21 protein-coding genes are annotated in these 20826 nt (G+C 71.1%); 12 read left to right on the top strand and 9 right to left on the bottom strand.

Features of this window, described 5'->3' with window-relative positions; translation table 11 throughout:
* The first annotated feature begins 97 nt into the window (after window positions 1-97).
* Together SH922_RS07605 and SH922_RS07600 are read left to right on the top strand one after the other, a co-directional pair.
* Window positions 98-1387: a glucarate dehydratase family protein gene (locus SH922_RS07605; protein WP_393056240.1), complete on the top strand. Its 1290-nt coding sequence runs from the start codon at window positions 98-100 to the stop codon at window positions 1385-1387.
* Between the two features lie 59 nt (window positions 1388-1446).
* A complete protein-coding gene (locus SH922_RS07600) occupies window positions 1447-2388 on the top strand; it encodes an NADP-dependent oxidoreductase (protein WP_393056238.1) in 942 nt (313 codons plus the stop codon).
* An 8-nt stretch (window positions 2389-2396) separates the two neighbouring features.
* On the opposite strand, the gene SH922_RS07595 is transcribed toward SH922_RS07600, so the two are convergent.
* Genes SH922_RS07595 through SH922_RS07580 form a run of 4 tightly spaced genes read right to left on the bottom strand, consistent with a single transcriptional unit; the run spans window position 2397 to window position 4598 of the window.
* Window positions 2397-2708 (bottom strand): DUF202 domain-containing protein, encoded by a 312-nt coding sequence (locus SH922_RS07595; protein WP_393056236.1) that lies wholly within the window; start codon window positions 2706-2708, stop codon window positions 2397-2399.
* On the bottom strand, window positions 2705-3100 hold the full coding sequence (locus SH922_RS07590; protein ID WP_350992472.1) for a DUF202 domain-containing protein: 396 nt from the start codon (window positions 3098-3100) through the stop codon (window positions 2705-2707). The genes SH922_RS07595 and SH922_RS07590 overlap by 4 nt, the downstream gene beginning before the upstream one ends.
* Window positions 3101-3144: 44 nt before the next feature.
* Window positions 3145-3657: an NUDIX hydrolase gene (locus SH922_RS07585; protein ID WP_393056234.1), complete on the bottom strand. Its 513-nt coding sequence runs from the start codon at window positions 3655-3657 to the stop codon at window positions 3145-3147.
* 47 nt (window positions 3658-3704) lie between these two features.
* Entirely contained in the window at window positions 3705-4598 is an 894-nt protein-coding gene (locus SH922_RS07580; protein WP_393056232.1) for a DMT family transporter, read from the bottom strand.
* A 218-nt stretch (window positions 4599-4816) separates the two neighbouring features.
* Between SH922_RS07580 and SH922_RS07575 the strand changes: the two genes are divergently transcribed.
* Window positions 4817-6472, top strand: coding sequence for an FAD-binding dehydrogenase (locus tag SH922_RS07575; RefSeq protein ID WP_393056230.1), 1656 nt, complete (start codon window positions 4817-4819; stop codon window positions 6470-6472).
* A gap of 82 nt (window positions 6473-6554) precedes the next feature.
* A complete protein-coding gene (locus SH922_RS07570) occupies window positions 6555-7793 on the top strand; it encodes an aromatic acid exporter family protein (protein ID WP_393056228.1) in 1239 nt (412 codons plus the stop codon).
* A 12-nt stretch (window positions 7794-7805) separates the two neighbouring features.
* On the opposite strand, the gene SH922_RS07565 is transcribed toward SH922_RS07570, so the two are convergent.
* The gene (locus SH922_RS07565) at window positions 7806-8237 is read right to left on the bottom strand and encodes an ASCH domain-containing protein (protein ID WP_393056226.1); all 432 of its coding nucleotides are present in this window, start codon (window positions 8235-8237) and stop codon (window positions 7806-7808) included.
* Between the two features lie 209 nt (window positions 8238-8446).
* Here SH922_RS07565 and SH922_RS07560 point away from each other — a divergent pair, with 209 nt between their 5' ends.
* Window positions 8447-9112, top strand: a complete 666-nt coding sequence (locus SH922_RS07560; RefSeq protein ID WP_393063483.1) for a molybdopterin-dependent oxidoreductase — start codon at window positions 8447-8449, stop codon at window positions 9110-9112.
* Entirely contained in the window at window positions 9096-9734 is a 639-nt protein-coding gene (locus SH922_RS07555; protein ID WP_393056224.1) for a cytochrome b/b6 domain-containing protein, read from the top strand. The genes SH922_RS07560 and SH922_RS07555 overlap by 17 nt, the downstream gene beginning before the upstream one ends.
* Here SH922_RS07555 and SH922_RS07550 read toward each other — a convergent pair.
* Both SH922_RS07550 and SH922_RS07545 read right to left on the bottom strand, forming a co-directional pair.
* A complete protein-coding gene (locus SH922_RS07550; RefSeq protein WP_393056222.1) occupies window positions 9720-11117 on the bottom strand; it encodes a GntP family permease in 1398 nt (465 codons plus the stop codon). The two genes, SH922_RS07555 and SH922_RS07550, sit on opposite strands and share 15 nt — an antisense overlap.
* Before the next feature lie 11 nt (window positions 11118-11128).
* Window positions 11129-11638, bottom strand: a complete 510-nt coding sequence (locus SH922_RS07545) for a gluconokinase (RefSeq protein ID WP_393056220.1) — start codon at window positions 11636-11638, stop codon at window positions 11129-11131.
* A 156-nt stretch (window positions 11639-11794) separates the two neighbouring features.
* On the opposite strand from SH922_RS07545, the gene SH922_RS07540 reads away from it, so the two are divergent.
* Window positions 11795-12496 (top strand): FadR/GntR family transcriptional regulator, encoded by a 702-nt coding sequence (locus tag SH922_RS07540; RefSeq protein ID WP_393056218.1) that lies wholly within the window; start codon window positions 11795-11797, stop codon window positions 12494-12496.
* 10 nt (window positions 12497-12506) lie between these two features.
* Here SH922_RS07540 and SH922_RS07535 read toward each other — a convergent pair whose 3' ends face one another.
* Window positions 12507-13238, bottom strand: coding sequence for a TetR/AcrR family transcriptional regulator (locus SH922_RS07535; RefSeq protein WP_393056216.1), 732 nt, complete (start codon window positions 13236-13238; stop codon window positions 12507-12509).
* Between the two features lie 98 nt (window positions 13239-13336).
* Between SH922_RS07535 and SH922_RS07530 the strand changes: the two genes are divergently transcribed.
* From SH922_RS07530 to SH922_RS07510, 5 genes are all read left to right on the top strand, one after another.
* Window positions 13337-14878, top strand: coding sequence for an APC family permease (locus tag SH922_RS07530; protein WP_393056213.1), 1542 nt, complete (start codon window positions 13337-13339; stop codon window positions 14876-14878).
* Window positions 14879-14929: 51 nt separating this feature from the next.
* The gene (locus SH922_RS07525) at window positions 14930-16567 is read left to right on the top strand and encodes an amidohydrolase (RefSeq protein ID WP_393056211.1); all 1638 of its coding nucleotides are present in this window, start codon (window positions 14930-14932) and stop codon (window positions 16565-16567) included.
* Between the two features lie 141 nt (window positions 16568-16708).
* The gene (locus SH922_RS07520) at window positions 16709-17623 is read left to right on the top strand and encodes an ankyrin repeat domain-containing protein (RefSeq protein WP_393056209.1); all 915 of its coding nucleotides are present in this window, start codon (window positions 16709-16711) and stop codon (window positions 17621-17623) included.
* Between the two features lie 373 nt (window positions 17624-17996).
* Window positions 17997-19082, top strand: a complete 1086-nt coding sequence (locus SH922_RS07515; protein WP_393056207.1) for an S-(hydroxymethyl)mycothiol dehydrogenase — start codon at window positions 17997-17999, stop codon at window positions 19080-19082.
* Complete coding sequence (locus SH922_RS07510) at window positions 19082-19711, top strand: MBL fold metallo-hydrolase (RefSeq protein WP_393056205.1); 630 nt, start codon at window positions 19082-19084, stop codon at window positions 19709-19711. Before SH922_RS07515 ends, SH922_RS07510 begins: the two co-directional genes overlap by 1 nt.
* A gap of 9 nt (window positions 19712-19720) precedes the next feature.
* On the opposite strand, the gene SH922_RS07505 is transcribed toward SH922_RS07510, so the two are convergent.
* Window positions 19721-20656, bottom strand: a complete 936-nt coding sequence (locus tag SH922_RS07505) for a pseudouridine synthase (protein WP_393056203.1) — start codon at window positions 20654-20656, stop codon at window positions 19721-19723.
* Between the last annotated feature and the right edge of the window lie 170 nt (window positions 20657-20826).

Genomic DNA, 20826 nt, shown 5'->3' with positions numbered 1-20826 from the left:
TGTCGTCCAGTGAACTTCCGGAACCGGATGTGCGGAATCCGGTCCGAAGGGCGGCCGGACTCTGGCGTTCAGTCGCACCTCTGAATAGAGTTCACGTATGGATACTGCGCTATTGATCGACGAAGTACGGCTGACCCCGATCCTCGTAGCCGATCCGCCGCTCCTCAACACCCAGGGCGTCCACCAGCCGTACACCCCACGGCTCATCGTGGAGGTTGTCACCCGCGGCGGTGTGACCGGCATCGGGGAGACCTACGGCGACGGCAAGTACCTCGAACTGGCCGAGCCGCTCGCCATGGCCCTGGCCGGACGCCCGGTCAGCGATGTGAACGGCCTCTTCGCCCTCGCCGCCGAGGTGTGCGGAGATTCACGCGCGGCCGACGCGCGGGTCGACGCGGGCGGTCTGCGCGGCGTGCAGACCGCGGACAAGCTGCGGCTCTCGGTGGTCTCCGGCTTCGAGGTCGCCTGCCTGGACGCCCTGGGCAAGTCCCGCGGCCTGCCCGTGCACGCGCTGCTCGGAGGCAAGGTCCGCGACAGCGTCGAGTACAGCGCGTACCTCTTCTACCGCTGGGCCGAGCACCCGGACGGCGGCGAACGCGACGACTGGGGCGCGGCCGTCGACCCGGCCGGGGTCGTCGCCCAGGCCCGGCGCTTCGCCCGTGAGTACGGCTTCTCCTCCTTCAAGCTGAAGGGCGGTGTCTTCCCGCCCGACGAGGAGATCGCCGCGGTCCGCGCCCTGGCCGAGGCGTTTCCCGGACAGCCGCTGCGCCTGGACCCCAACGGCGCCTGGTCCGTCGAGACCTCGCTGTACGTCGCCGAACAGCTCAAGGGCGTACTCGAATACCTGGAGGACCCGGCGAGCGGCACGGAGCTGATGGCCGCGGTCGCCGCCGGCACCGACGTACCGCTGGCAACGAACATGTGCGTCACCACGCTCGCCGAGGTCCCGGAGGCCTTTGCCCGGGACGCCGTCCAGGTCGTCCTCTCCGACCACCACTACTGGGGCGGGCTGCACCGCACCCGCGAACTGGCCGGCATCTGCCGCACCTTCGGTGTCGGACTGTCCATGCACTCCAACACCCACCTCGGGATCAGTCTCGCCGCCATGACGCACGTGGCGGCCACCGTCCCCAACCTCGACTACGCCTGCGACAGCCACTACCCCTGGCAGACCGAGGACGTCATCACCACCCGGCACGCCTTCGAGGACGGACGGCTCACCGTCTCCGACGCCCCGGGCCTCGGTGTCGAACTCGACCGGGAACGCCTGGCCGTACTGCACCGCCGCTGGCTCGACGACGACGGCACGATGCGCGAGCGCGACGACGCCGCCGCGATGCGCAAGGCCGAGCCGGGATGGGCGACACCCGCGATCCCGCGCTGGTGACGGCGGGGCCCGCACCCGCCTGAGTTGCGGGCATCCCGGGCCGCCCCGAGGGTCGTTACATGAAGGCGATCAGCTACAGCAGGTACGGCGGGGCCGATGTCCTCGAGTACGGGGAGCGCCCCGACCCCAAGGTCGGCCCCGACACCGTCCTGGTGAAGGTACGGGCCGCGGCGGTCAATCCGGTCGACAGGGTCGCCCGCGAGGGGCACCTCGACGCCGTTCTGGAAACGGTCTTCCCGGTGATCCCCGGCTGGGACGTCTCGGGGGTCGTCGTCCAGCCGGGCATCGCCGTCGACGAGTTCGCCGTCGGCGACGAGGTCATCGGATACGTGCGGGAGGACTTCCTCAGCCGTGGCACCTTCGCCGAGTACGTGGCCGCACCCGTGCGCACCCTGGCGCGCAAGCCGCTGAGCCTGAGCTTCGAGGAGGCCGCGGGGCTGCCCCTGGCCGGCCTCACCGCCTACCAGGTACTCCACCGGACGCTGCGGATCCGTAACGGGGACACCGTCCTCGTCCACGCGGCGGCGGGAGGCGTCGGTTCGTTCGCCGTGCAGATCGCCCGTCACACCGGCTGCCGGGTCATCGGGACCGCGAGCGAACGCAACCACGACCATCTGCGGCAGCTCGGCGCGGAACCCGTGGCGTACGGGGACGCGCTCGCGGACCGGCTGCGGGCGCTGGCTCCCGACGGGATCGACGCCGCCTTCGACACCGTGGGCGGTGAGGCCCTGCGCGTGTCCGCCGAGACGCTCGCGCCGGACGGCCGCCTCGCGTCCATCGTCGACGACGAGGTGTTCTCGTACGGCGGCAAGTACGCCTTCGTCCGGCCCGACGCCAAGGACCTGGCCCATCTGGCGGAGCTGGCCGAGCGGGGCATCGTCTCGGTCCATGTGGACCGGGTCTTCCCCCTGGCCGAGGCCGCCGAGGCCCACCGGCTCAACGCCGAGGGCCGCACCCGCGGAAAGATCGTCGTCACCGTCGACTGGGAGGAAGAGGACTGACCGCCGGCTCAGAACAGCATGGCGGCGGCGAACACCGCCAGCGCGACCGTGCACGCCGCAGCCGTCAGGGCCTCCCGGGACCCGAGCGTCCGCGGGCGGGCGGTCCCCATGCCCTGCACCCGCCGGTTCGCCACCCGCAGAAACCCCAGCCAGGCGAGCACGCTCAACGACAGGGCGACCACCCCGGCCGGGGTGGCCCCGCTGTGCAGGGCCTGTTTGCCCGCCAGCAGTGCCACCACCGTGCAGGAGAGCGTGGTGCGCCGCCAGGCCAGCCTGGTCCGCTCCGGCTGCAGGCCGGGATCCCGCTCCCCGGTGCTCACCGGCCCTCCCAGCCGAAGAGGACCACCACCACCATCGCCACGGCGACGACGGCGACCGCGAGACTCAGCAGCGTCGGGAACCGGGAGACCGGCAGGTCCTCGCCCCGCCGCATCGCCCGCTCGCACCGCACCCAGTGGTTGACGGCCCGCAGCGCGCACAGCACACCGGCCGCAAGCAGTGCGAGCGCCAGGCCCGCGCGGACGCCCCATGCCAGCTCGGGCAGGAACTGGTCGACCGCGAAACCGCCGCCGATCAGTGCGAGAGCCGTCCGGATCCAGGCGAGAAAGGTCCGCTCGTTGGCGAGCGAGAAGCGGTAGTCGGGGGTGTCGCCTTCTTCGCGGATCCGCTGCGGCGCGAACCACAGCCGCAGGCTCTGCACAAATTCGTTCACGTACGGACCTTATCTGCCACTTTGGGGTGTATCCCTCGGCCGGTTCAGGAAGACTCCCGGAACGCCTGAAGCCGCCGGTGGCTCTCCAGGCCGTCCGGCACCCACTGCCAGTCGCCGAGCCGCTGCTCCAGCTCCTCATCCGTGAGGAAAGTGTGCCAGGCGACCTCCTCCACCTGCGGCTTCACCGGCAGCTCGCACCGCACCCGGTAGACGTACGACCACCAGGTGTGCCCGCCACCCTCGTAGAGGAACTTGAACAGCGGCTCGGGACGGGGCAGGCCCGTGACGCCCAGCTCCTCCTCGGCCTCCCGCAGTGCCGCATCGTCGTAGGACTCACCGGCGCCGACGACCCCGCCGACGAACATGTCGTAGTGGGCGGGGAAGACCAGCTTGGTGGCGGTCCTGCGGTGCACGAAGATCTTGCCGTCGGCGTCCCGGGCCTCGATGAAGACGCAGCGGTGACGCAGGCCCTGCGCGGTCGCCTCGCCGCGCGGGGCCTGTCCCACGACGACGTCGTGCTCGTCGACGATGTCCAGGATCTCGTCCGAAGGTGTCATGCCCCTCATCCAACATCAGCCTCTGACACACAGGTGAGGGACCTCCCTCAATGCGGCTGAAGACGCTCCGGGCGGCGCCCGCCCACCGGCCCCTCCGGCATCGCCGGATGCAGTCCGAGCAGGACGATTCCGATCACGATCGCGGCGAGCCCGGCCGCCTGCCAGGCCAGCGCGGCCGTGTCGGTGCGCACCTGGTCGCCCATGAAGCCGATCCCGCAGGCGATCCCGGCCAGTGGCTGGGCCGCGGTCAGCGCCGGCAGCGACATCCGCAGCGGGCCGGTCTCGAACGCGCTCTGCACGAGGATCAGCCCCGTCACCCCCAGCACCAGCACCGCGTACGGCTGCCAGCCGGTGACGAGCGCCGCCCAGCCCCCGTCCGAGAAGCGCTGCCCGCTGACGCGGGTGAGGGCGTCCTGGAGTCCGTAGAGCAGTCCCGCCGCCACCGCGAGAAGCGCGGGGGACACCCCCGACCGGGAACGCTTGGCGAAGGCCGTCAGCAGCAGGGCCAGGCCCACCACCACACCGATCACCAGCCAGTGCCGCAGCGGACTCGACACCGCCTGTCCGCCCTTCGGCTCGCCCGCCACCAGGAACGCCGCGACCCCGCCGGCCAGCAGCCAGAGCCCCGCCCAGCCCTGCCGGCCCAGCCGCTGACCGGTGCGGTGACGGGACAGGGCCATCGCGAAGAGCAGATTGGTGGCGAGGAGCGGTTCGACGACGGAGACCTCGCCCTTGCCCAGGGCCAGGGCACCCAGCACCATGCCGCAGACCATCAGGCCGATGCCGGCCAGCCAGCTGCGCACCCGCATCAGGTCCAGCAGCAGCCGGGGGGAGAGATAGTCGCTCCTCGGGGCGTGGCTGGCGGCGGCCTGTTGCAGCACGAAGCCGAAACCCAGACAGCAGGCGGCGCTCACGGCGAGCACGAGGACCAGCACCGACACGCTTCTCCACCCCAAGTCAGGCCGGAAGAGGGTGATTTGTTTCGACGATAGCGCCTGGGGACCACCGGTGCGGCCGGAGTGCGGCCGACCGGGCGGTTGACGCCGGGGCGGCAGGTGCCGAAGATCTGACGCACGAGTAACTTCGCGAGCGTCCGCACGGGTGACCTGCGGTCACTCCGCCGGCCAACGGCCCGGTCGCCCCGACAAGGATGGAACCCATGGCGTACGACGCTGATGTGATCGTGATCGGGGCGGGACTCGCGGGGCTGGTCGCCGCTGCGGAACTCGTCGACGCGGGCCGTTCGGTCATCCTCCTCGACCAGGAACCCGAGCAGTCGCTCGGCGGTCAGGCCCACTGGTCCTTCGGCGGCCTCTTCCTCGTCGACTCGCCCGAGCAGCGCCGGATGCGGATCAAGGACAGCCATGAGCTGGCCCTCCAGGACTGGCTCGGCACGGCCGGCTTCGACCGCAAGGAGGACCACTGGCCGCGGAAGTGGGCCGAGGCGTACGTCGACTTCGCCGCCGGCGAGAAGCGTTCCTGGCTGCACCAGCAGGGCATGCGGTTCTTCCCCGTCGTCGGCTGGGCCGAGCGCGGCGGCTACGACGCGAACGGCCACGGCAACTCCGTCCCCCGCTTCCACATCACCTGGGGCACCGGCCCCGGCGTCGTCGCCCCCTTCGAGCGCCGGGTGCGCGAGGGCGTCGCCAAGGGGCTCGTCACCTTCCGCTTCCGCCACCGCGTCACCGGCCTCGGCCGTACGGGGGGCGCCGTCGACACCGTGAGCGGCGAGATCCTGGCGCCCAGCGACGCGGCCCGCGGCACGGCGAGCAGCCGGGAGGCAGCCGGCACCTTCGAGCTCAGGGCCCAGGCGGTGATCGTCACCTCCGGCGGCATCGGCGGCAACCACGACCTCGTCCGCAAGCAGTGGCCCGAGCGGCTCGGCACCCCGCCCGCCAAGATGCTCTCCGGCGTCCCCGCCCACGTCGACGGGCTGATGCTCGGCATCACCGAGGAGGCGGGCGCCCACCACATCAACCGCGACCGGATGTGGCACTACACCGAGGGCATCGAGAACTGGAAGCCGATCTGGGCCAAGCACGGCATCCGGATCCTGCCCGGCCCGTCCTCGCTCTGGCTGGACGCCCGCGGCAAGCGGCTGCCCGTCCCGCTCTTCCCCGGTTTCGACACACTCGGCACCCTCGAACACATCATGCGCAGCGGCCACGACTACACCTGGTTCGTCCTCGACCAGAAGATCATCGGCAAGGAGTTCGCGCTCTCCGGCTCCGAGCAGAACCCCGATCTGACCGGCAAGTCCATCCGCGACGTGATCGGCCGGGCACGCGCGGACGTGCCGGGGCCGGTGAAGGCGTTCATGGACAACGGCGTGGACTTCGTCGTCGAGAAGGACCTCGGTGCCCTGGTCCGCGGAATGAACGCCCTCACCGGCGAATCACTGATCGACGAGGACGACCTGCGCCGCGAGATCACCGCCCGCGACCGGGAGATCGCCAACCCCTTCACCAAGGACCTCCAGATCACCGCGATCAGGGGCGCCCGTACCTACCTCGGCGACAAGCTCATCCGTACGGCCACTCCGCACCGCATCCTCGACCCGAAGGCCGGGCCGCTGATCGCCGTACGGCTCAACATCCTGACCCGCAAGTCGCTGGGCGGGCTGGAGACGGACCTGTCCTCCCGGGTCCTCACCGCGGAGGGCACCCCGCTGGCCGGGGTGTACGCGGCCGGTGAGGCAGCCGGGTTCGGCGGCGGCGGGGTGCACGGCTACCGCTCCCTGGAGGGCACCTTCCTCGGCGGCTGCATCTTCTCCGGCCGGGCGGCGGGCCGGGCGGCGGCGCAGGCCGTCGGCTAGCACGCCTCCATCCGCGCGTCCGTCCGGTGGGGTTCGGGGCGGGGAACCGTGCACGGGTACCGAATGCGGGCATGGGAAGGAGATGCCAGGAGTAGCCGAGCCCGTCATCAAACTCGTCCGGCGCACCACCGAACCCGTGGGGGCCCAGACCCTGCGCTCCACGGGAGCGGCGGTGATCGCCTATGCCGTGGCGACGGCGACGCTGTCCCAGCCCGCGCCTCTGACCGCCCCGCTCACCGCGTTGCTCGTCGTCCAGGTCACGCTCTACGCCACCCTCACCACGGGGATCCGGCGCGTGAACTCCGTGATCGTCGGGGTGCTGATCGCCAGCGGGTTCAGTTCCCTGGTGGGGCTGTCCTGGTGGAGCCTCGGGCTGACGATCTTCACCTCGCTGATCATCGGCCGGCTGGTCCGGGTGAACGAGTTCGTCCCCGAGGTGGCGATCAGCGCCATGCTGGTGCTCGGCGTCGCCCAGGTCGCCGACACCGCCTGGGAACGCGTCTTCGAGACGCTGATCGGCGCGGGCGTGGGGCTGCTGTTCAACCTGCTGTTCGCCCCGCCCGTGTGGGTGCAGACGGCGGGTGCGTCCATCGACGGGCTGGCCCGCGAGATGGGGGAGTTGTTCCGCGACCTGGGGGGCGACCTGGGTGGCCGCGTCACCGTCGAGCAGGCGGCCGAACGGCTGCACCGGGCCCGCCGCGTCGACCACGACATCGTGGCGGTGGACGCCTCGCTGCGGCAGGCGGAGGAGAGCCTCATGCTCAATCCGCGCGTACGTCAGGGGCTGCTCTACCGCGTGGTGCTGCGCACCGGCCTGGACACGCTGGAGATCTGCGCGGTGGTCCTGCGGGTGCTGGCCAGGACGCTGACCGACCTGGCCAAGGAGCGCGTCGACGAAGCCCTCTTCCCCGCAGACGTGGCACCCGGGCTCACCGAACTGTTCGGGCAGATGGCGGGCGCCATCGAGAGCTTCTCGCTGCTGATCACGACTCCGGTCGCCGCCAGTGCCGAAGATGCCGAGGACCGGCTGGCCGAAGCGCTGACGACCAGCCGCGCCACCCGCGACCGGGTGGCGGACATGCTGCTGGCGGCAGTCCAGGAACACCCCAGGAAGTGGCAGTTGCACGGGGCGCTGCTCGCCGAGGTCGACCGCATCCTGGACGAGCTCGACATCGAGAAGCGCACGGAGCGCCTCGGCAAGGAGCTGGACCGCCGCTCGGCCGAGATGCACGAACGCCATCCCCGCCTGCTCGCGGTCAGGCGCCGGCTGGGGCTCGTCCGTGCCCCGGACCGGGCGGAGGCCGACGACCGAGGGCTCTGAGGGCGCGGCCGGTCAGGGCGCTTCGACGATTTCGACGACCCGGAACCGTTCCGCGACGACCAGCGTGTCGTCGTCGACCGTGAACTCCGGGTCGCCGAGCGCCTCCCGCATCTCCGCGCTGTGCCAGAACCGTTCGTGGCCCTCCCGCCACCCGGCCACCGAGGTGTCGCCCTCGCCCTCGTCGAGCACATGCTGCAGATCGACGTCACCGAGCCGCAGGATCCGCACTTCCGTGATCTCCAGGACCGCGATCTCCTGCCCGTCCGAGTCGATCAGCGCGGACCGCTCACCCACGGGCGGCGGTTCCTCCTGCTCCACCTGGTACTCCACGAACAGTCCGGTCGTCGACACCTTCCGCCCGTCGAGCACCGCGGCGACCAACCGGTCGCGCAGCGGGCCGGGGAACGCGAGAAGGAAGGGCTTGAGCGCTTCACGGTTCGGCATGGGGCAAGTCTGGCATCCGCTGCCCGCCGCTGGCGGGGTGAATCTGACGGGACGGTGACATACCGCCCCCGCCCCTGGCGCCGGGTGGTTCCGAGTGTTCGAATCGAAGGGTGAACAGTTCCTCCTCCGGCGCGCAACCGGACACGGCTGCCCAGGGCGCCGATCCGGACGGCACCGGCACCCCCGTCGGCCGCCGCCTGGTCCTGACGATGCTCGGCCTGGGCGCCGCCGGGCTCGTCGCCGCCCCCGTACTGCAGCGGACCCTCGAATCCGGCCTGGGCGCACTCTCCGACAAGGACCCCACCGGGCTGACCGGTCTGCTGCCCAACGGCGGCGGCTTCCGGTACTACTCCGTCGCCACGTCCGTACCGCACAGGAGCGCCGCCGACTACCGGCTGACCGTGGACGGCCTGGTCGACCGCCCGGCCACGTACACCCTGGACGCGCTGAAGGGGATGGAGCAGACCCGGATGGTGCGGGACGTCCAGTGCGTCACGGGCTGGCGGGTGCCCGAGACCCCCTTCGAGGGTGTACGGCTCTCCGCTCTGCTGGACGCGGCGGGGGTGAGGCCCGGGGCGAAGGCGGTCCGCTTCACCTGCTTCGACGGCACCTACAGCGAGAGCCTCACCCTCACGCAGGCCCGCCGGGCCGATGTGCTCGTGGCGCTGCGGATGCAGGACCGGCCGGTGTCCCACTCCCACGGCGGGCCGGTCCGCCTCTACGTGGCCCCGATGTACTTCTACAAGTCGGCGAAATGGCTCTCCGGGATCACCGTCACGGACTCGGTTCGCCCCGGTTACTGGGAGAAGCTCGGATATGACGTCGACGCCTGGGTCGGCCGGTCCAACGGCCGCGACGATGCCCCCACGACCTGAGGCGCCCGGCCGGGTCCGCCGGTTCAGCCGGCCGGTGCGGTGGGTGCACCGCACCACGGCGGCGCTGATGCTCACCTGCGTGGCCACGGCGGCCTGCCTGTACGTCCCGCAGCTCGCCGAACTCGTCGGGCGCCGCCTGCTCGTGGTCACGGTGCACGAGTGGTCCGGGCTGCTCATCCCCGTACCGCTGCTGGCGGGGCTGGCCGCGCGGTCCCTGCGGGCCGATCTGAGGCGGCTCAACCGCTTCGGACCGCACGACCGGCAGTGGCTGCGGGCGGTGCGCCGCCGTGACCACCGGCCGGAGTCCCGTCCGGCCGGGAAGTTCAACGCCGGACAGAAGCTGTACGCGGCGTGGATCGCGGGAGCGGTGCTCGTCATGGCGGGCACCGGGCTGCTGATGTGGTTCACCGGTCTCGCCCCGCTGATGTGGCGGACCGGTGCGACGTTCGTCCACGACTGGCTGGCGCTCGCGATCGGCATCGTGCTGGGCGGTCACATCGCGATGGCCCTCACCGACCCGGAGGCACGCCGTGGCATGCGCACCGGGTCGGTCGAGCGCCGATGGGCCCGTCGCGAGCACCCGCTGTGGCGGGAGCCGGGAGAGCGGCTAGAGGACCAGTGACAGGAGCAGGATGAAGGCCAGCGAGACCACGGAGATGATGGTCTCCATCACCGACCAGGTCTTCACCGTCTGGCCGACGTCCATCCCGAAGTACTCCTTCACCAGCCAGAACCCCGCGTCGTTGACATGGCTGAAGAAGAGCGAGCCCGCGCCGACGGCGAGAACCAGCAGAGCTGCGTGCGAGGTCGACATGTCGGCAGCCAGCGGGGCCACCAGACCGGCCGCCGAGATGGTGGCCACGGTCGCCGAACCGGTCGCGAGCCTGATGCCCACGGCGATCAGCCAGCCGAGCAGCAGCGCCGGGATCGACCAGTTCTCGGAGAACTCCAGGATCATCTGACCCACGCCGGCGTCGATCAGCGTCTGCTTGAAGCCGCCGCCCGCGCCCACGATGAGCAGCACCCCGGCGATCGGGGCGAGGGACTTCTCCACGGTGGAGGAGAGACGGCCCTTGGTGAATCCGGCCGCCCGGCCCAGCGTGAACATGCCCACGATGACCGCGGTGAGCAGCGCGATCAGCGGCGAACCGATGACATCGGTGACCTGCTGGAGACCCTGTTCCGGGTCGTCCACCACGATGTCGACGAGCGCCTTGACCAGCATCAGGACGACGGGCAGCAATATCGTCGCCAGGGTGGCGCCGAAGCTGGGCCGGCGGTCCAGATCCTCGGACGGGCGCTGCGGAATCATCTTCTCCGGGGCCTTGATGTCGACCCAGCGGGCGGCGTAGCGGGAGAAGACTGGACCGGCGATGATCACCGTGGGGATCGCGACCAGTACACCGAGGGCCAGCGTGACACCGAGGTTGGCACCGAGGGCGTCGATCGCGACGAGCGGGCCGGGGTGCGGGGGTATGAGCCCGTGCATCACGGACAGGCCGGCCAGGGCAGGGATGCCGATCCGCATCAGGGAGTAGTTGCCGCGCTTGGCGACGAGCAGCACCACCGGGATCATCAGCACGATCCCGACCTCGAAGAACAGCGGCAGACCGATGATCGAGGCGATGAGGACCATCGCCCACGGCATGGCCCGCCTGCTCGCCTTCGCGAGGATCGTGTCGACGATCTGGTCCGCGCCGCCGGAGTCCGCGAGCAGCTTGCCCAGGATCGCGCCGAGCGCGATGAGGACGCCGACACCCGCGACGGTCGAGCCGAGACCCGCGGTGAAGCTCGCTATCGTCTTCGCCGGCGCCGCGCCGGCGAACGAACCGAGCGCCAGGGAGCCGATGGTCAGCGCGAGGAACGCGTGCATCTTGAACTTGGTGATGAGCAGGACGATGACGGCGATGCCCGCCAGGACGGCGATGCCCAACTGTGCGTTGCCGGCCGAAGTGATGGGTTCGACGGCGTCCGCTGCCAGCATCTCGACGCTGAGACCGGTCACGGTGATGATCCTTAGTTTTCGAGCCGGCGCAACGCGGCGACGGCTCGCTGGGTGATTTCCTCGGGGCTGCCGGACACATCCACGGCGACGCCGGCCTCGTCGTCCTCAAGGGGCTGGAGGGTGGCGAACTGTGAGTCGAGGAGCGCGGTCGGCATGAAATGGCCCTTGCGGCCCGCCATCCGCTCCTCGATGAGCGAGCGGTCGCCGCTCAGATGCAGGAAGACGGCACCGGGGGCCTCGCTGCGAAGCCGGTCGCGGTAGGCCCGCTTCAGCGCCGAGCTGCTGACCACGCCGCCGAGCCCCGCCCTGCCGTGTGCCCACTGCCCGATCGCATCGAGCCAGGGCCACCGGTCCGCATCGTCCAGCGGGGTGCCGGCCGACATCTTGGCGATGTTCGCGGCGGGATGGAAGTCGTCGCCCTCGGCGTACGGAACGCCCAGTGCGGTGGCGAGCAGGGGGCCGATCGTGGTCTTGCCGGTTCCTGCGACGCCCATCACCACGACGACGTGGGGGGTGCTCATTGCGGTGCCTCGCTGTCCTCTTCGATGTCTTCCTCGACATCGGTCCGTCGCGCTACTGAAACGTATACGTACGACTTATTCAAGATGCTGTGACATAAACGTCGTACTTTTCGTTGCCGGAGGAGCTGCCCGCAGAGGCCCCCGTACTCTTGGGCCATGACCACACAGGGCCAGGGGCTGCATACACATGTGCTGGACACCCTGGGTCTGGAGATCGCCGCGGGTGAGCACCTGCCCGGCCAGGTCCTGCGCACGGACGAGCTGGCCCAGCGCTTCGACGTATCCCGCACGGTCGTGCGGGAGGTGATCCGGGTTCTGGAGTCCATGCACCTGGTGGAGTCCCGGCGCCGGGTCGGCGTGACCGTCCGGCCGGCCGAGGCGTGGAACGTCTACGATCCGCAGGTCATCCGGTGGCGGCTGGCCGGCGCCGACCGCCCGCGACAGCTCCGCTCGCTGACGGTCCTGCGCTCGGCGATCGAACCCGTCGCCGCCTCGCTCGCCGCTCGCAACGCCACCCCTGAGCAGTGCGCCGAGCTCACCGAACGGGCCCTCGGCATGGTCGCCACCTCGCGCGGCCAGCAGCTGGAGGGGTACCTGGAACACGACATCGCGTTCCACCGGATCGTCCTCAACGCCTCCGGCAACGAGATGTTCGCGCGCCTCGGTGACGTGGTCGCCGAGGTCCTGGCGGGACGCACCCACCACCAGGTGATGTTCGAGGACCCCGACCCCGCGGCCGTCACCCTCCATGTCCGGCTCGCCGAAGCGGTCCGCGAGGGCGACGCGGCGGAGGCGGAGCGGCTGACGAAGGAGATCGCGACGGGTGCCCTGCACGAACTGGACGTCCTCGCGCCCTGAGCAGGCCCGCTCAGGCGTCGGCAGGCGGCGCCGGGTTCACGTGCTGGAGCCGGGCCGCCGCTGCGGCGAGCATCATCTCCAGCGCCGCCGGGTAGCCGCTGCGGCTCATCTCCGCGACCAGTACGGGCGCGGTCGCCGCGATGTGGGGATACGTGTGCGCCGGCTGCCGGGCGTAGATCTCCGGCCAGGCCTGCACCTCCTGCTCCCTGGCCTGCTCCGGGAGCGCCAGCGTCGTCGCGTCCAGCGCCGCGAACGACAGGGTCTGATCGACGAAGACGTGGTAGATCCGCACCGCCTCGCCGTCCGGGAACCCGGCCCCGCGCAGCACCCCGAGGATCGCCTCCACCGACCGGATCTCGTGTGTACGGCCGGTGACCCGCGCGAAGGTCAGCAGCGCGGCCTGCGGGTGGGTCAGATAGTCCGCATGCATCCGCAGCCCCAACGACCGCAGATCCGCGCGCCAGTCACCCGTCGGCCGCCAGGTGCGCAGAGTCCGTCCGATCAACTCGTCGGCCACCGCCAGCAACAGCTCGTCCGTGTCCCGGAAGTACCGGTAGAGCGCGCTCGGATCGGACCCCAGGGCCGCACCGAGCCGGCGCACGGTGAGTGCGGCAGCCCCGTGCTCACCGATCAGCCGCAGCGCCGTCTCCACGATCAGCTGCTCGGACAGCACGGTGCCCTGCTTGGTGGGACGCCTGCGGCGCCGCGCTCCCTCCGGCACCACCCGCTCGCTCGCGTTCATGCCCGGACCTTATGACAACAGCGTTGACGTGCGGAACCCCGAGGAGTTCGATATGCCGCCAGCAGGGCCGAAAAGCGTCCCTCGGCGAAGGAGCGACCGTGACGTCCTCTCGTACCCCCTACGGTGACAAGCCACCCGGAACAGCAGCGGCACCCCTGCGCAAGAGCCTCGGTGTGGCCGACGGGTTCGCCATCGCGGCCTCGTCGACCGCGGCCACCACCAGCATCGGCATCGGGCTGGGCGTCACCGCCACTGCCGTCGGGCTGCACCTCCCGATCATCATGCTGCTTGCCTTCCTGCCGATCCTGGGCATCGCGAGCGCCTATTCCCGGCTCAACAGGGTCGAGCCGAACATGGGCAGCGGCTACGTCTGGGTCGGCCGCTCGCTCAGCCCCTGGCTCGGCTTCCTCGTCGGCTGGATCGGTATCGTCTCCACGATCGTGTTCCTCGCCTACACCACCACCGTCACCGGCTCCGCCCTGCTCCAGCTCGCCGGCGAGAGCGGACTGCGCGAGCTGGCCGGGCTCCGGCTCGACCCGGACTCCACCGCGCAGTCGACCGCGCTCGGCATCGTCGTCCTGGTCGCCGTCACCTTCACCGCGGTCACCGGCCTCCGGTCGGCCGCCACGTTCCAGAAGTACCTCCTGGTCTTCGAGTACGCCGTCCTGCTCGGCTTCTGCGGATACGGCCTGTTCGCCGGCTCACAGCCCTTCAGCCTCGACTGGCTCAACCCGTTCACCATCCCCTCCTTCGAACAGCTCGCCCAGGGGCTGCTGCTCTCCGTCTTCTGCTTCTGGGGATTCGAGTCCACCTTCAGCGTCACTGAGGAGATCCGGGACCCGCAGGACGCGTCCAAGGCCGGGCTCATCACGCTCTTCACGATGCTGGGCCTGTTCCTGCTCGGTTCCTTCGCCTTCCAGCGTGTCCTGTCGCTCGACGAGCTGACCGCCCATGGTGCCCAGGGGCTCACCTACTTCGGCGACCGGCTGGCCGACCAGCCGCTCGCCGCGCTCCCCTTGATCGCCCTCACCCTGTCCGCCGTCGCGTCCCTGCAGTCCGGGGTGATCCCGACGGTGCGAGGCATGTTCGCCATGGGCCGCGACCGCACGCTCGGACCCCTGTGGACCAAGGTCAGCCCGCGCTACGGAACGCCCGCCGCGGGTACCGTCGCGGTCGGCTGCATCGCCGCAGCCATCGCCGTGCTCTCCCTCGTCATCCCGAAGGTCGGAGACCTGATCCTGGCGTCCGTGAACGCGATCGGGGTCGTCGTCTCGATCTACTACGCCCTCACCGCGCTGGCCGCGGCGTCGCGCTTCCGCGGGGCGTTCCGGGAGAGCTGGTCCCTGGCGGTGCGGGCGGTGGTGCTTCCCGTGACCAGCGCCCTCGTCCTGCTCGCGCTCGGCGGCTACCTCTGCTGGACCTTCGCCACCTCGGCCGACCACTTCGAGGTCAGCCCGGACAACGGCTGGTTCATGCTTCTCTGCCCGGCCGCCATCCTGTTGACCGGCTCCGTCGCGGCGGCCTGGGCCAAGTGGGCCAGGAAGTCCCCGTACTTCGTCACCGGCCGGTCCGTCGCCCCGGATCTGTTCCAGGACCCGCTCCCGGAGGCCGCCCGGGAGACCGTGCCGGACCCCGCCTGACCCCCTCACCCGCACGCCCCGAACCTGCGAAGCAACGAAACGGAACAGCTCATGCACCACACCCCCGCCGACCTCGTGTTCACCGGCGGTCCCGTCCACACCACGGACGCCGCCCGTACCAGCGCCACCACCGTCGCCGTCACCGGCGACCGGATCACCGCGGTCGGCCATGACGAGGTACGCGAACTCATCGGCCCGCGCACCGAGGTGGTCGATCTCGCCGGACGCCTCCTGCTCCCCGGCTTCCAGGACGCCCACATCCACCCGGTGTCGGCCGGGCAGGAACTCGCCCAGTGCAACCTCACGGAGATCAAGGACGCCGCCGACACCATCGCCGCCGTACGGGCCTACGCCGACGCGAACCCGGAACGCGAGTGGATCACCGGCGGAGGCTGGTCCATGGACGCCTTCGAAGGCGGCGCCCCCACCCGGCAGCAGCTCGACACCGCCGTACCGGACCGCCCCGCCTGCCTGGTCAACCGTGACCACCACGGCGCCTGGGTCAACAGCCGCGCCCTCGCACTCGCCGGGATCACCGCACACACCCCCGACCCGGCCGACGGCCGCATCGAGCGCGACGACCGGGGCGAGCCCACCGGACTCCTCCAGGAGGGCGCCATGGACCTGGTCGCCCGCCACGCCCCGCGCTCCACCGCAGCCGACCGCCTCGCCGGCCTGCTCCGCGCCCAGCGCCTGCTCCACGCGTACGGAATCACCGCCTGGCAGGACGCCATCGTCGGCACCTACGGCTCGATGGACGACGTGGCCGACGCCTACCTCGCGGCGGACCGTGACGGCTCGCTGACCGCCCGGGTCACCGGAGCACTGTGGTGGGACCGCGAACACGGCACCGAGCAGATCCCCGGACTCGTCGCCAGGCGCGAGGCGCTGACCGGCCGTAACTTCCGCGCCGGTTCGGTGAAGATCATGCAGGACGGGGTCGCCGAGACCGGCACCGCCGCCCTCCTCGCCCCGTACCTCGACTCCTGTGGCTGCGCCACCGCCAACAGCGGCAACAGTTTCGTCGACCCCGTCGAACTGCGCCGGTACGTCACGGAGCTGGACGCCCTCGGCTTCCAGACCCACTTCCACGCACTGGGCGACCGCGCGGTGCGTGAGGCGCTGGACGCCGTCGAGGCCGCCCGCACCGCCAACGGGTTCACCGACACCCGTCCCCACCTCGCCCACCTCCAGATCGTCCACCCCGACGACATCCCCCGCTTCCGCGCGCTGGGCGCCACCGCCAACATCCAGCCGCTCTGGGCCGCCCACGAACCCCAGATGGACGAGCTCACCATCCCCTTCCTCGGCGGCGAACGGGCCGCACTCCAATACCCGTTCGCGGCCCTGCTGCGCTCCGGCGCCACCGTGGCCGCGGGCTCGGACTGGCCGGTCAGCAGCGCCGACCCGCTGCACGGCATCCACACCGCGGTCAACCGCGTCGTGCCCGGCGGTGACGGCCCGGTCTTCTTCCCGGAGCAGCGCATCTCCCTGACCGAGGCGCTGGCCGCGTACACGGCGGGTTCGGCGTACGTGAACCACCTGGACGACACGGGCAGCATCCGGGCCGGCGCCCTGGCCGACCTGGTGGTACTGGACCGCGACCCCTACGCCGCACCGTCCGAGGAGATCGCTGAGACGCGGGTCCTGGCGACGTACGTGGGCGGCCGCCGGGTGTACGGGGACTGACGCGCGGTGTGCCCCTCGTACGCGGCCCGAGGGTCACACCGCACCGGCCGGGGACCCTCCGCAGCGCCCAGCCCCGGCCCCGGTACCTGGAGCCCGCCTGTTCCGCGTGTGAGGATTGAGCGCGATCAAGGGGGTGCAGGGATGGGTCATCAAAGGCCGGGCCGAGAACCGTCGGAGGAACTCGATGCGCAGCTGCCGGCAGCTGCACGCGGCGACGACCCCGCGGCGGTGCGGGCGCTGCTGAATGCCGGCGCGGCGGTGAACAGTACGGGCGCGGACGGCTTCACCGCGCTGGAAGTGGCGGTGGCCGCAGACTCCTACGAGACAGCCCGGCTGCTCCTGGCCGGGGGTGCGGATGCGGACAGGCGCTCACAAGGCGGGCTGACGCCACTGATGCTGGCGGCCGACGCCGGCGCGTGCGACACCCTGGAGCTGCTGCTTCGCCACCCGGTCAGGCATGGTCTGACGGACGATCTCGGCCGGACCGCACTGGACCTGGCCCGCGCGCGCGACCGGCAGTCCGCCGTCTCGACCTGGCACACAGCGGCTGTCAGCATCCTGGAGCCGGCCTTCGGGATACGGGCGCCCTTCGCCGAACTCGCGGCCCGCGCCCTCGCATTCGCCGACCCGGACGACTCGGGCCCGTTCCTCGTCAAGCAACTACTGGAACGGCGAGTGGACCTGCTCTCCCGCGACGAGACCGCCGCTGCCCTGGCGGCACCCGATCCTCGTCTTCGGAAGTTCACAGCCGAAGTCCTGTGGGGTTTCGGCGTTGACGTGATCAGGGACCTGCATGACAAGGAGGCTCAACAGTGGGCGGCCGGCCTGCTCCGAGCTCACGCAGAGCTGGAACGGGACCCGGAGGTGCTGAGCGAGGTGGTGCGAGGTATCGGGTGGCACGCAGAGGTGGACACCTGGGACCACGAAGGCCGACTCGACACCGAGGAGCGGGCTCGGCTCCAGCGGTTCGCGGCCCATTCCGATCCGCGCGTCCGGGACGTCGCCGAGCTGGCACTGAGCGGCTGGGCTGACGACTCCGAAATCCAACGGCCCTGATCCAGCCGGTCATGCTCCAGGGCGCTTTGACCGTGATCGGTGCCGGGTGAGTCAGGGACCGGCAGGACAAGGACGCTCAACAGCGGGTGGCCGGCCTGCTGCGAGCCCGTGCAGAGCCGGCACCGGACACCAGGATGACCACCGCGCGCTCGGCGGCGATGCCGCCCCTCCAGTACGTCGAGGACGAACGGGGCGCAGCCGCTCGACACGACCGGCCCCGGCCCGGCGGTGATCGAGCTGATCGGGGCGGCGGGGAGCTGCCCACGCGGCGCGCTCCCGCGGCCCCCTCGCACCGCGTACGGTTGTTCGTGATCGATCTCAGGAAAAGTCGGGAATCGATCTCAGGAGAAGTCGGGAAAGGGAGACCACGGGAATGGCGCAGCACGTACAAGGGGTCATCGCACCGGGAAAGAACGAGCCGGTACGGGTCGAGACGATCGTGATTCCGGACCCCGGCCCCGGTGAGGCCGTGGTGAAGATCCAGGCGTGCGGCGTCTGCCACACCGACCTGCACTACAAGCAGGGCGGCATCAACGACGAGTTCCCCTTCCTCCTCGGCCACGAGGCCGCGGGCATCGTGGAGTCGGTGGGCGACGGAGTCACCGACGTCGAGCCGGGCGATTTCGTGGTCCTCAACTGGCGTGCCGTGTGCGGACAGTGCCGCGCCTGTCTGCGCGGCCGCCCGTGGTACTGCTTCGACACGCACAACGCCAAGCGGAAGATGACCCTGCTGGACGGCACCGAGCTGTCCCCGGCGCTCGGCATCGGCGCCTTCGCCGAGAAGACCCTCGTCGCCGCCGGCCAGTGCACCAAGGTCGACCCCGAGGTCTCCCCGGCCGTCGCCGGACTCCTCGGCTGCGGCGTGATGGCGGGCATCGGCGCCGCCATCAACACCGGCCAGGTCGGCCGCGGCGACTCGGTCGCGGTCATCGGCTGCGGCGGGGTCGGAGACGCGGCGATCGCGGGCGCACGGCTGGCGGGAGCGGCGAAGATCATCGCCGTGGACATCGACGACCGCAAGCTGGAGACGGCGAAGAAGATGGGTGCCACGCATACCGTCAACTCCCGCACCGGCGACCCGGTCGAGGCCATCCGCTCGCTCACCGGCGGCAACGGTGCCGATGTCGTGATCGAGGCAGTCGGCCGCCCGGAGACGTACAAGCAGGCCTTCTACGCCCGCGACCTCGCGGGCACCGTCGTCCTGGTCGGCGTCCCCACGCCGGAGATGCAGCTCGAACTCCCGCTCCTGGACGTCTTCGGCCGGGGCGGCTCGCTCAAGTCCTCCTGGTACGGCGACTGCCTGCCCTCGCGCGACTTCCCGATGCTCATCGACCTGCACCAGCAGGGCCGGATCGACCTCGGCGCGTTCGTCACCGAGACCATCGGCCTCGGCGACATCGAGCAGGCCTTCGCCCGGATGCACGACGGCGACGTCCTGCGCTCGGTGGTGGTCTTCTGATGACCGCCCGCATCGACCACCTCGTCACCTCCGGCACCTTCGCCCTCGACGGCGGCGAGTGGGACGTCGACAACAACGTCTGGATCGTCGGCGACGACACCGAGGCGGTCGTCATCGACGCCGCCCACGACGCCGCCGCCATCCAGGCTGCCCTCGGCGGACGTACGCTGCGCGCCATCATCTGCACCCACGCGCACAACGACCACATCGACGCAGCCCCGGCGCTCGCCGACGCCACCGGCGCACCGGTCCTGCTCCACCCCGACGACCTGCCGCTGTGGGAGCAGACCCACCCGGACCGGGCCCCGGACGGCGAACTGGCCGACGGCCAGGAGCTGCGGGTCGCCGGCACGACCCTCAAGGTCCTGCACACCCCGGGGCACGCCCCCGGCGCCGTCTGCCTGTACGCCCCCGAGCTGACCACCGTCTTCACCGGCGACACGCTCTTCCAGGGCGGTCCCGGCGCCACCGGGCGGTCGTTCTCGCACTTCCCGACGATCGTCGCCTCGATCCGGGACCGGCTGCTCGCCCTGGACCCGGCGACGACCGTCCGCACCGGACACGGCGACTCCACGACCATCGGCGCGGAGGCCCCGCACCTGGACGAGTGGATCGCCCGCGGCCACTGACGCCCGGGGCTATTCCTCCGGCCATGCGGAGAGCCGCAGCCCGCTCTCGAAGCGGTGCGGCTCTCCCGTGACCGGGTCGGTGAACTCCAGCACCCTGGCCAGCAGTTGAAGGGGGTGCGCGAAGTCGTCGGGTTCGCCCTCCGCCTCGACCACGGGATAGACCGGGTCGTGAACGAGCGGCAGACCGAGGCTGTTCATATGGACCCGGAGCTGATGCGTGCGCCCGGTGGCGGGCCGCAGCCGGTAGCGGCCGAGCCCTTCCCGGTGCTCCAGCAGCTCGATCCGGCTCTCGCTGTTCGGCTCGCCGGGCTCCTCGCGGGCGGCGATCACCCCGCGCTCCTTCACGATGCGGCTGCGCACGGTACGCGGGAGAAGCAGCCGCGGTTCGTACGCTGCCACCGCCTCGTACTCCTTGGCGACCAGGCGGTCGCGGAACAGCGTCTGGTACGCGCCCCGTTCCTCCGGCCGCACGACGAAGAGGACGAGACCCGCGGTCAGCCGGTCCAGCCGGTGGGCGGGCTGAAGGAGTGGCAGCCGCAGTTCGCGGCGGAGCCGGGCCACCGCGGTCTCGGTGATGTGCCGGCCCCGCGGCGTCGTCGCCAGGAAGTGCGGCTTGTCCGCGATGACCAGATGCTCGTCCCGGTACACCACACCGACCGGGAAGGGCACCCGCTCCTCCGGTGCGAAGTCCCGGTGGAACCAGAGGTACCGGCCCGCCGCGAACGGCTCGTGGCCCGTCACCGTGCCCTGGACGGAGACGAACCGGCCCCCTGCCAGCATGGCGTCGACCCGCTCCGCGCCGATCGCGCCGGCGAACCGCGCCAGCAGGTGATCACGGACCGTCGGCCACTGCCCGTCCGGATCCTCCGGGAGCCGCACCCGGACCGGATCGACCCCGTCGCGCTGGGGCAACGGTGACGGCGGAGGCTTCGCGCGGCCCCTCATCGGGGCCCACCGGACGCCTTGGTGCTGGTTCTCATGGTGCCCGGCATCCTTCCACAGCCACGGGGGCCCACGAGTGCGCAGCAAAACGCCGACGCCACGCCGCTGGGCAACCCCTCGGGAATGAAAGGATTCAACGCATGGGGGGCGGACACCCTGTACCGGTCACCCCG

The sequence above is a fragment of the Streptomyces sp. LN549 genome, assembly GCF_043203805.1.
Taxonomy (GTDB): domain Bacteria; phylum Actinomycetota; class Actinomycetes; order Streptomycetales; family Streptomycetaceae; genus Streptomyces.
This window is presented reverse-complemented; position numbering and strand designations above follow the sequence as displayed.

Coding starts and splice junctions, on each gene's coding strand:
- SH922_RS07605 (WP_393056240.1), top strand. CDS start 98: ATGGATACTGCGCTATTGATCGACGAAGTACGGCTGACCCCGATCCTC.
- SH922_RS07600 (WP_393056238.1), top strand. CDS start 1,447: ATGAAGGCGATCAGCTACAGCAGGTACGGCGGGGCCGATGTCCTCGAG.
- SH922_RS07585 (WP_393056234.1), bottom strand. CDS start 3,657: ATGACACCTTCGGACGAGATCCTGGACATCGTCGACGAGCACGACGTC.
- SH922_RS07575 (WP_393056230.1), top strand. CDS start 4,817: ATGGCGTACGACGCTGATGTGATCGTGATCGGGGCGGGACTCGCGGGG.
- SH922_RS07570 (WP_393056228.1), top strand. CDS start 6,555: ATGCCAGGAGTAGCCGAGCCCGTCATCAAACTCGTCCGGCGCACCACC.
- SH922_RS07565 (WP_393056226.1), bottom strand. CDS start 8,237: ATGCCGAACCGTGAAGCGCTCAAGCCCTTCCTTCTCGCGTTCCCCGGC.
- SH922_RS07560 (WP_393063483.1), top strand. CDS start 8,447: ATGCTCGGCCTGGGCGCCGCCGGGCTCGTCGCCGCCCCCGTACTGCAG.
- SH922_RS07555 (WP_393056224.1), top strand. CDS start 9,096: ATGCCCCCACGACCTGAGGCGCCCGGCCGGGTCCGCCGGTTCAGCCGG.
- SH922_RS07545 (WP_393056220.1), bottom strand. CDS start 11,638: ATGAGCACCCCCCACGTCGTCGTGGTGATGGGCGTCGCAGGAACCGGC.
- SH922_RS07540 (WP_393056218.1), top strand. CDS start 11,795: ATGACCACACAGGGCCAGGGGCTGCATACACATGTGCTGGACACCCTG.
- SH922_RS07535 (WP_393056216.1), bottom strand. CDS start 13,238: ATGAACGCGAGCGAGCGGGTGGTGCCGGAGGGAGCGCGGCGCCGCAGG.
- SH922_RS07525 (WP_393056211.1), top strand. CDS start 14,930: ATGCACCACACCCCCGCCGACCTCGTGTTCACCGGCGGTCCCGTCCAC.
- SH922_RS07520 (WP_393056209.1), top strand. CDS start 16,709: ATGGGTCATCAAAGGCCGGGCCGAGAACCGTCGGAGGAACTCGATGCG.
- SH922_RS07515 (WP_393056207.1), top strand. CDS start 17,997: ATGGCGCAGCACGTACAAGGGGTCATCGCACCGGGAAAGAACGAGCCG.
- SH922_RS07510 (WP_393056205.1), top strand. CDS start 19,082: ATGACCGCCCGCATCGACCACCTCGTCACCTCCGGCACCTTCGCCCTC.
- SH922_RS07505 (WP_393056203.1), bottom strand. CDS start 20,656: ATGAGGGGCCGCGCGAAGCCTCCGCCGTCACCGTTGCCCCAGCGCGAC.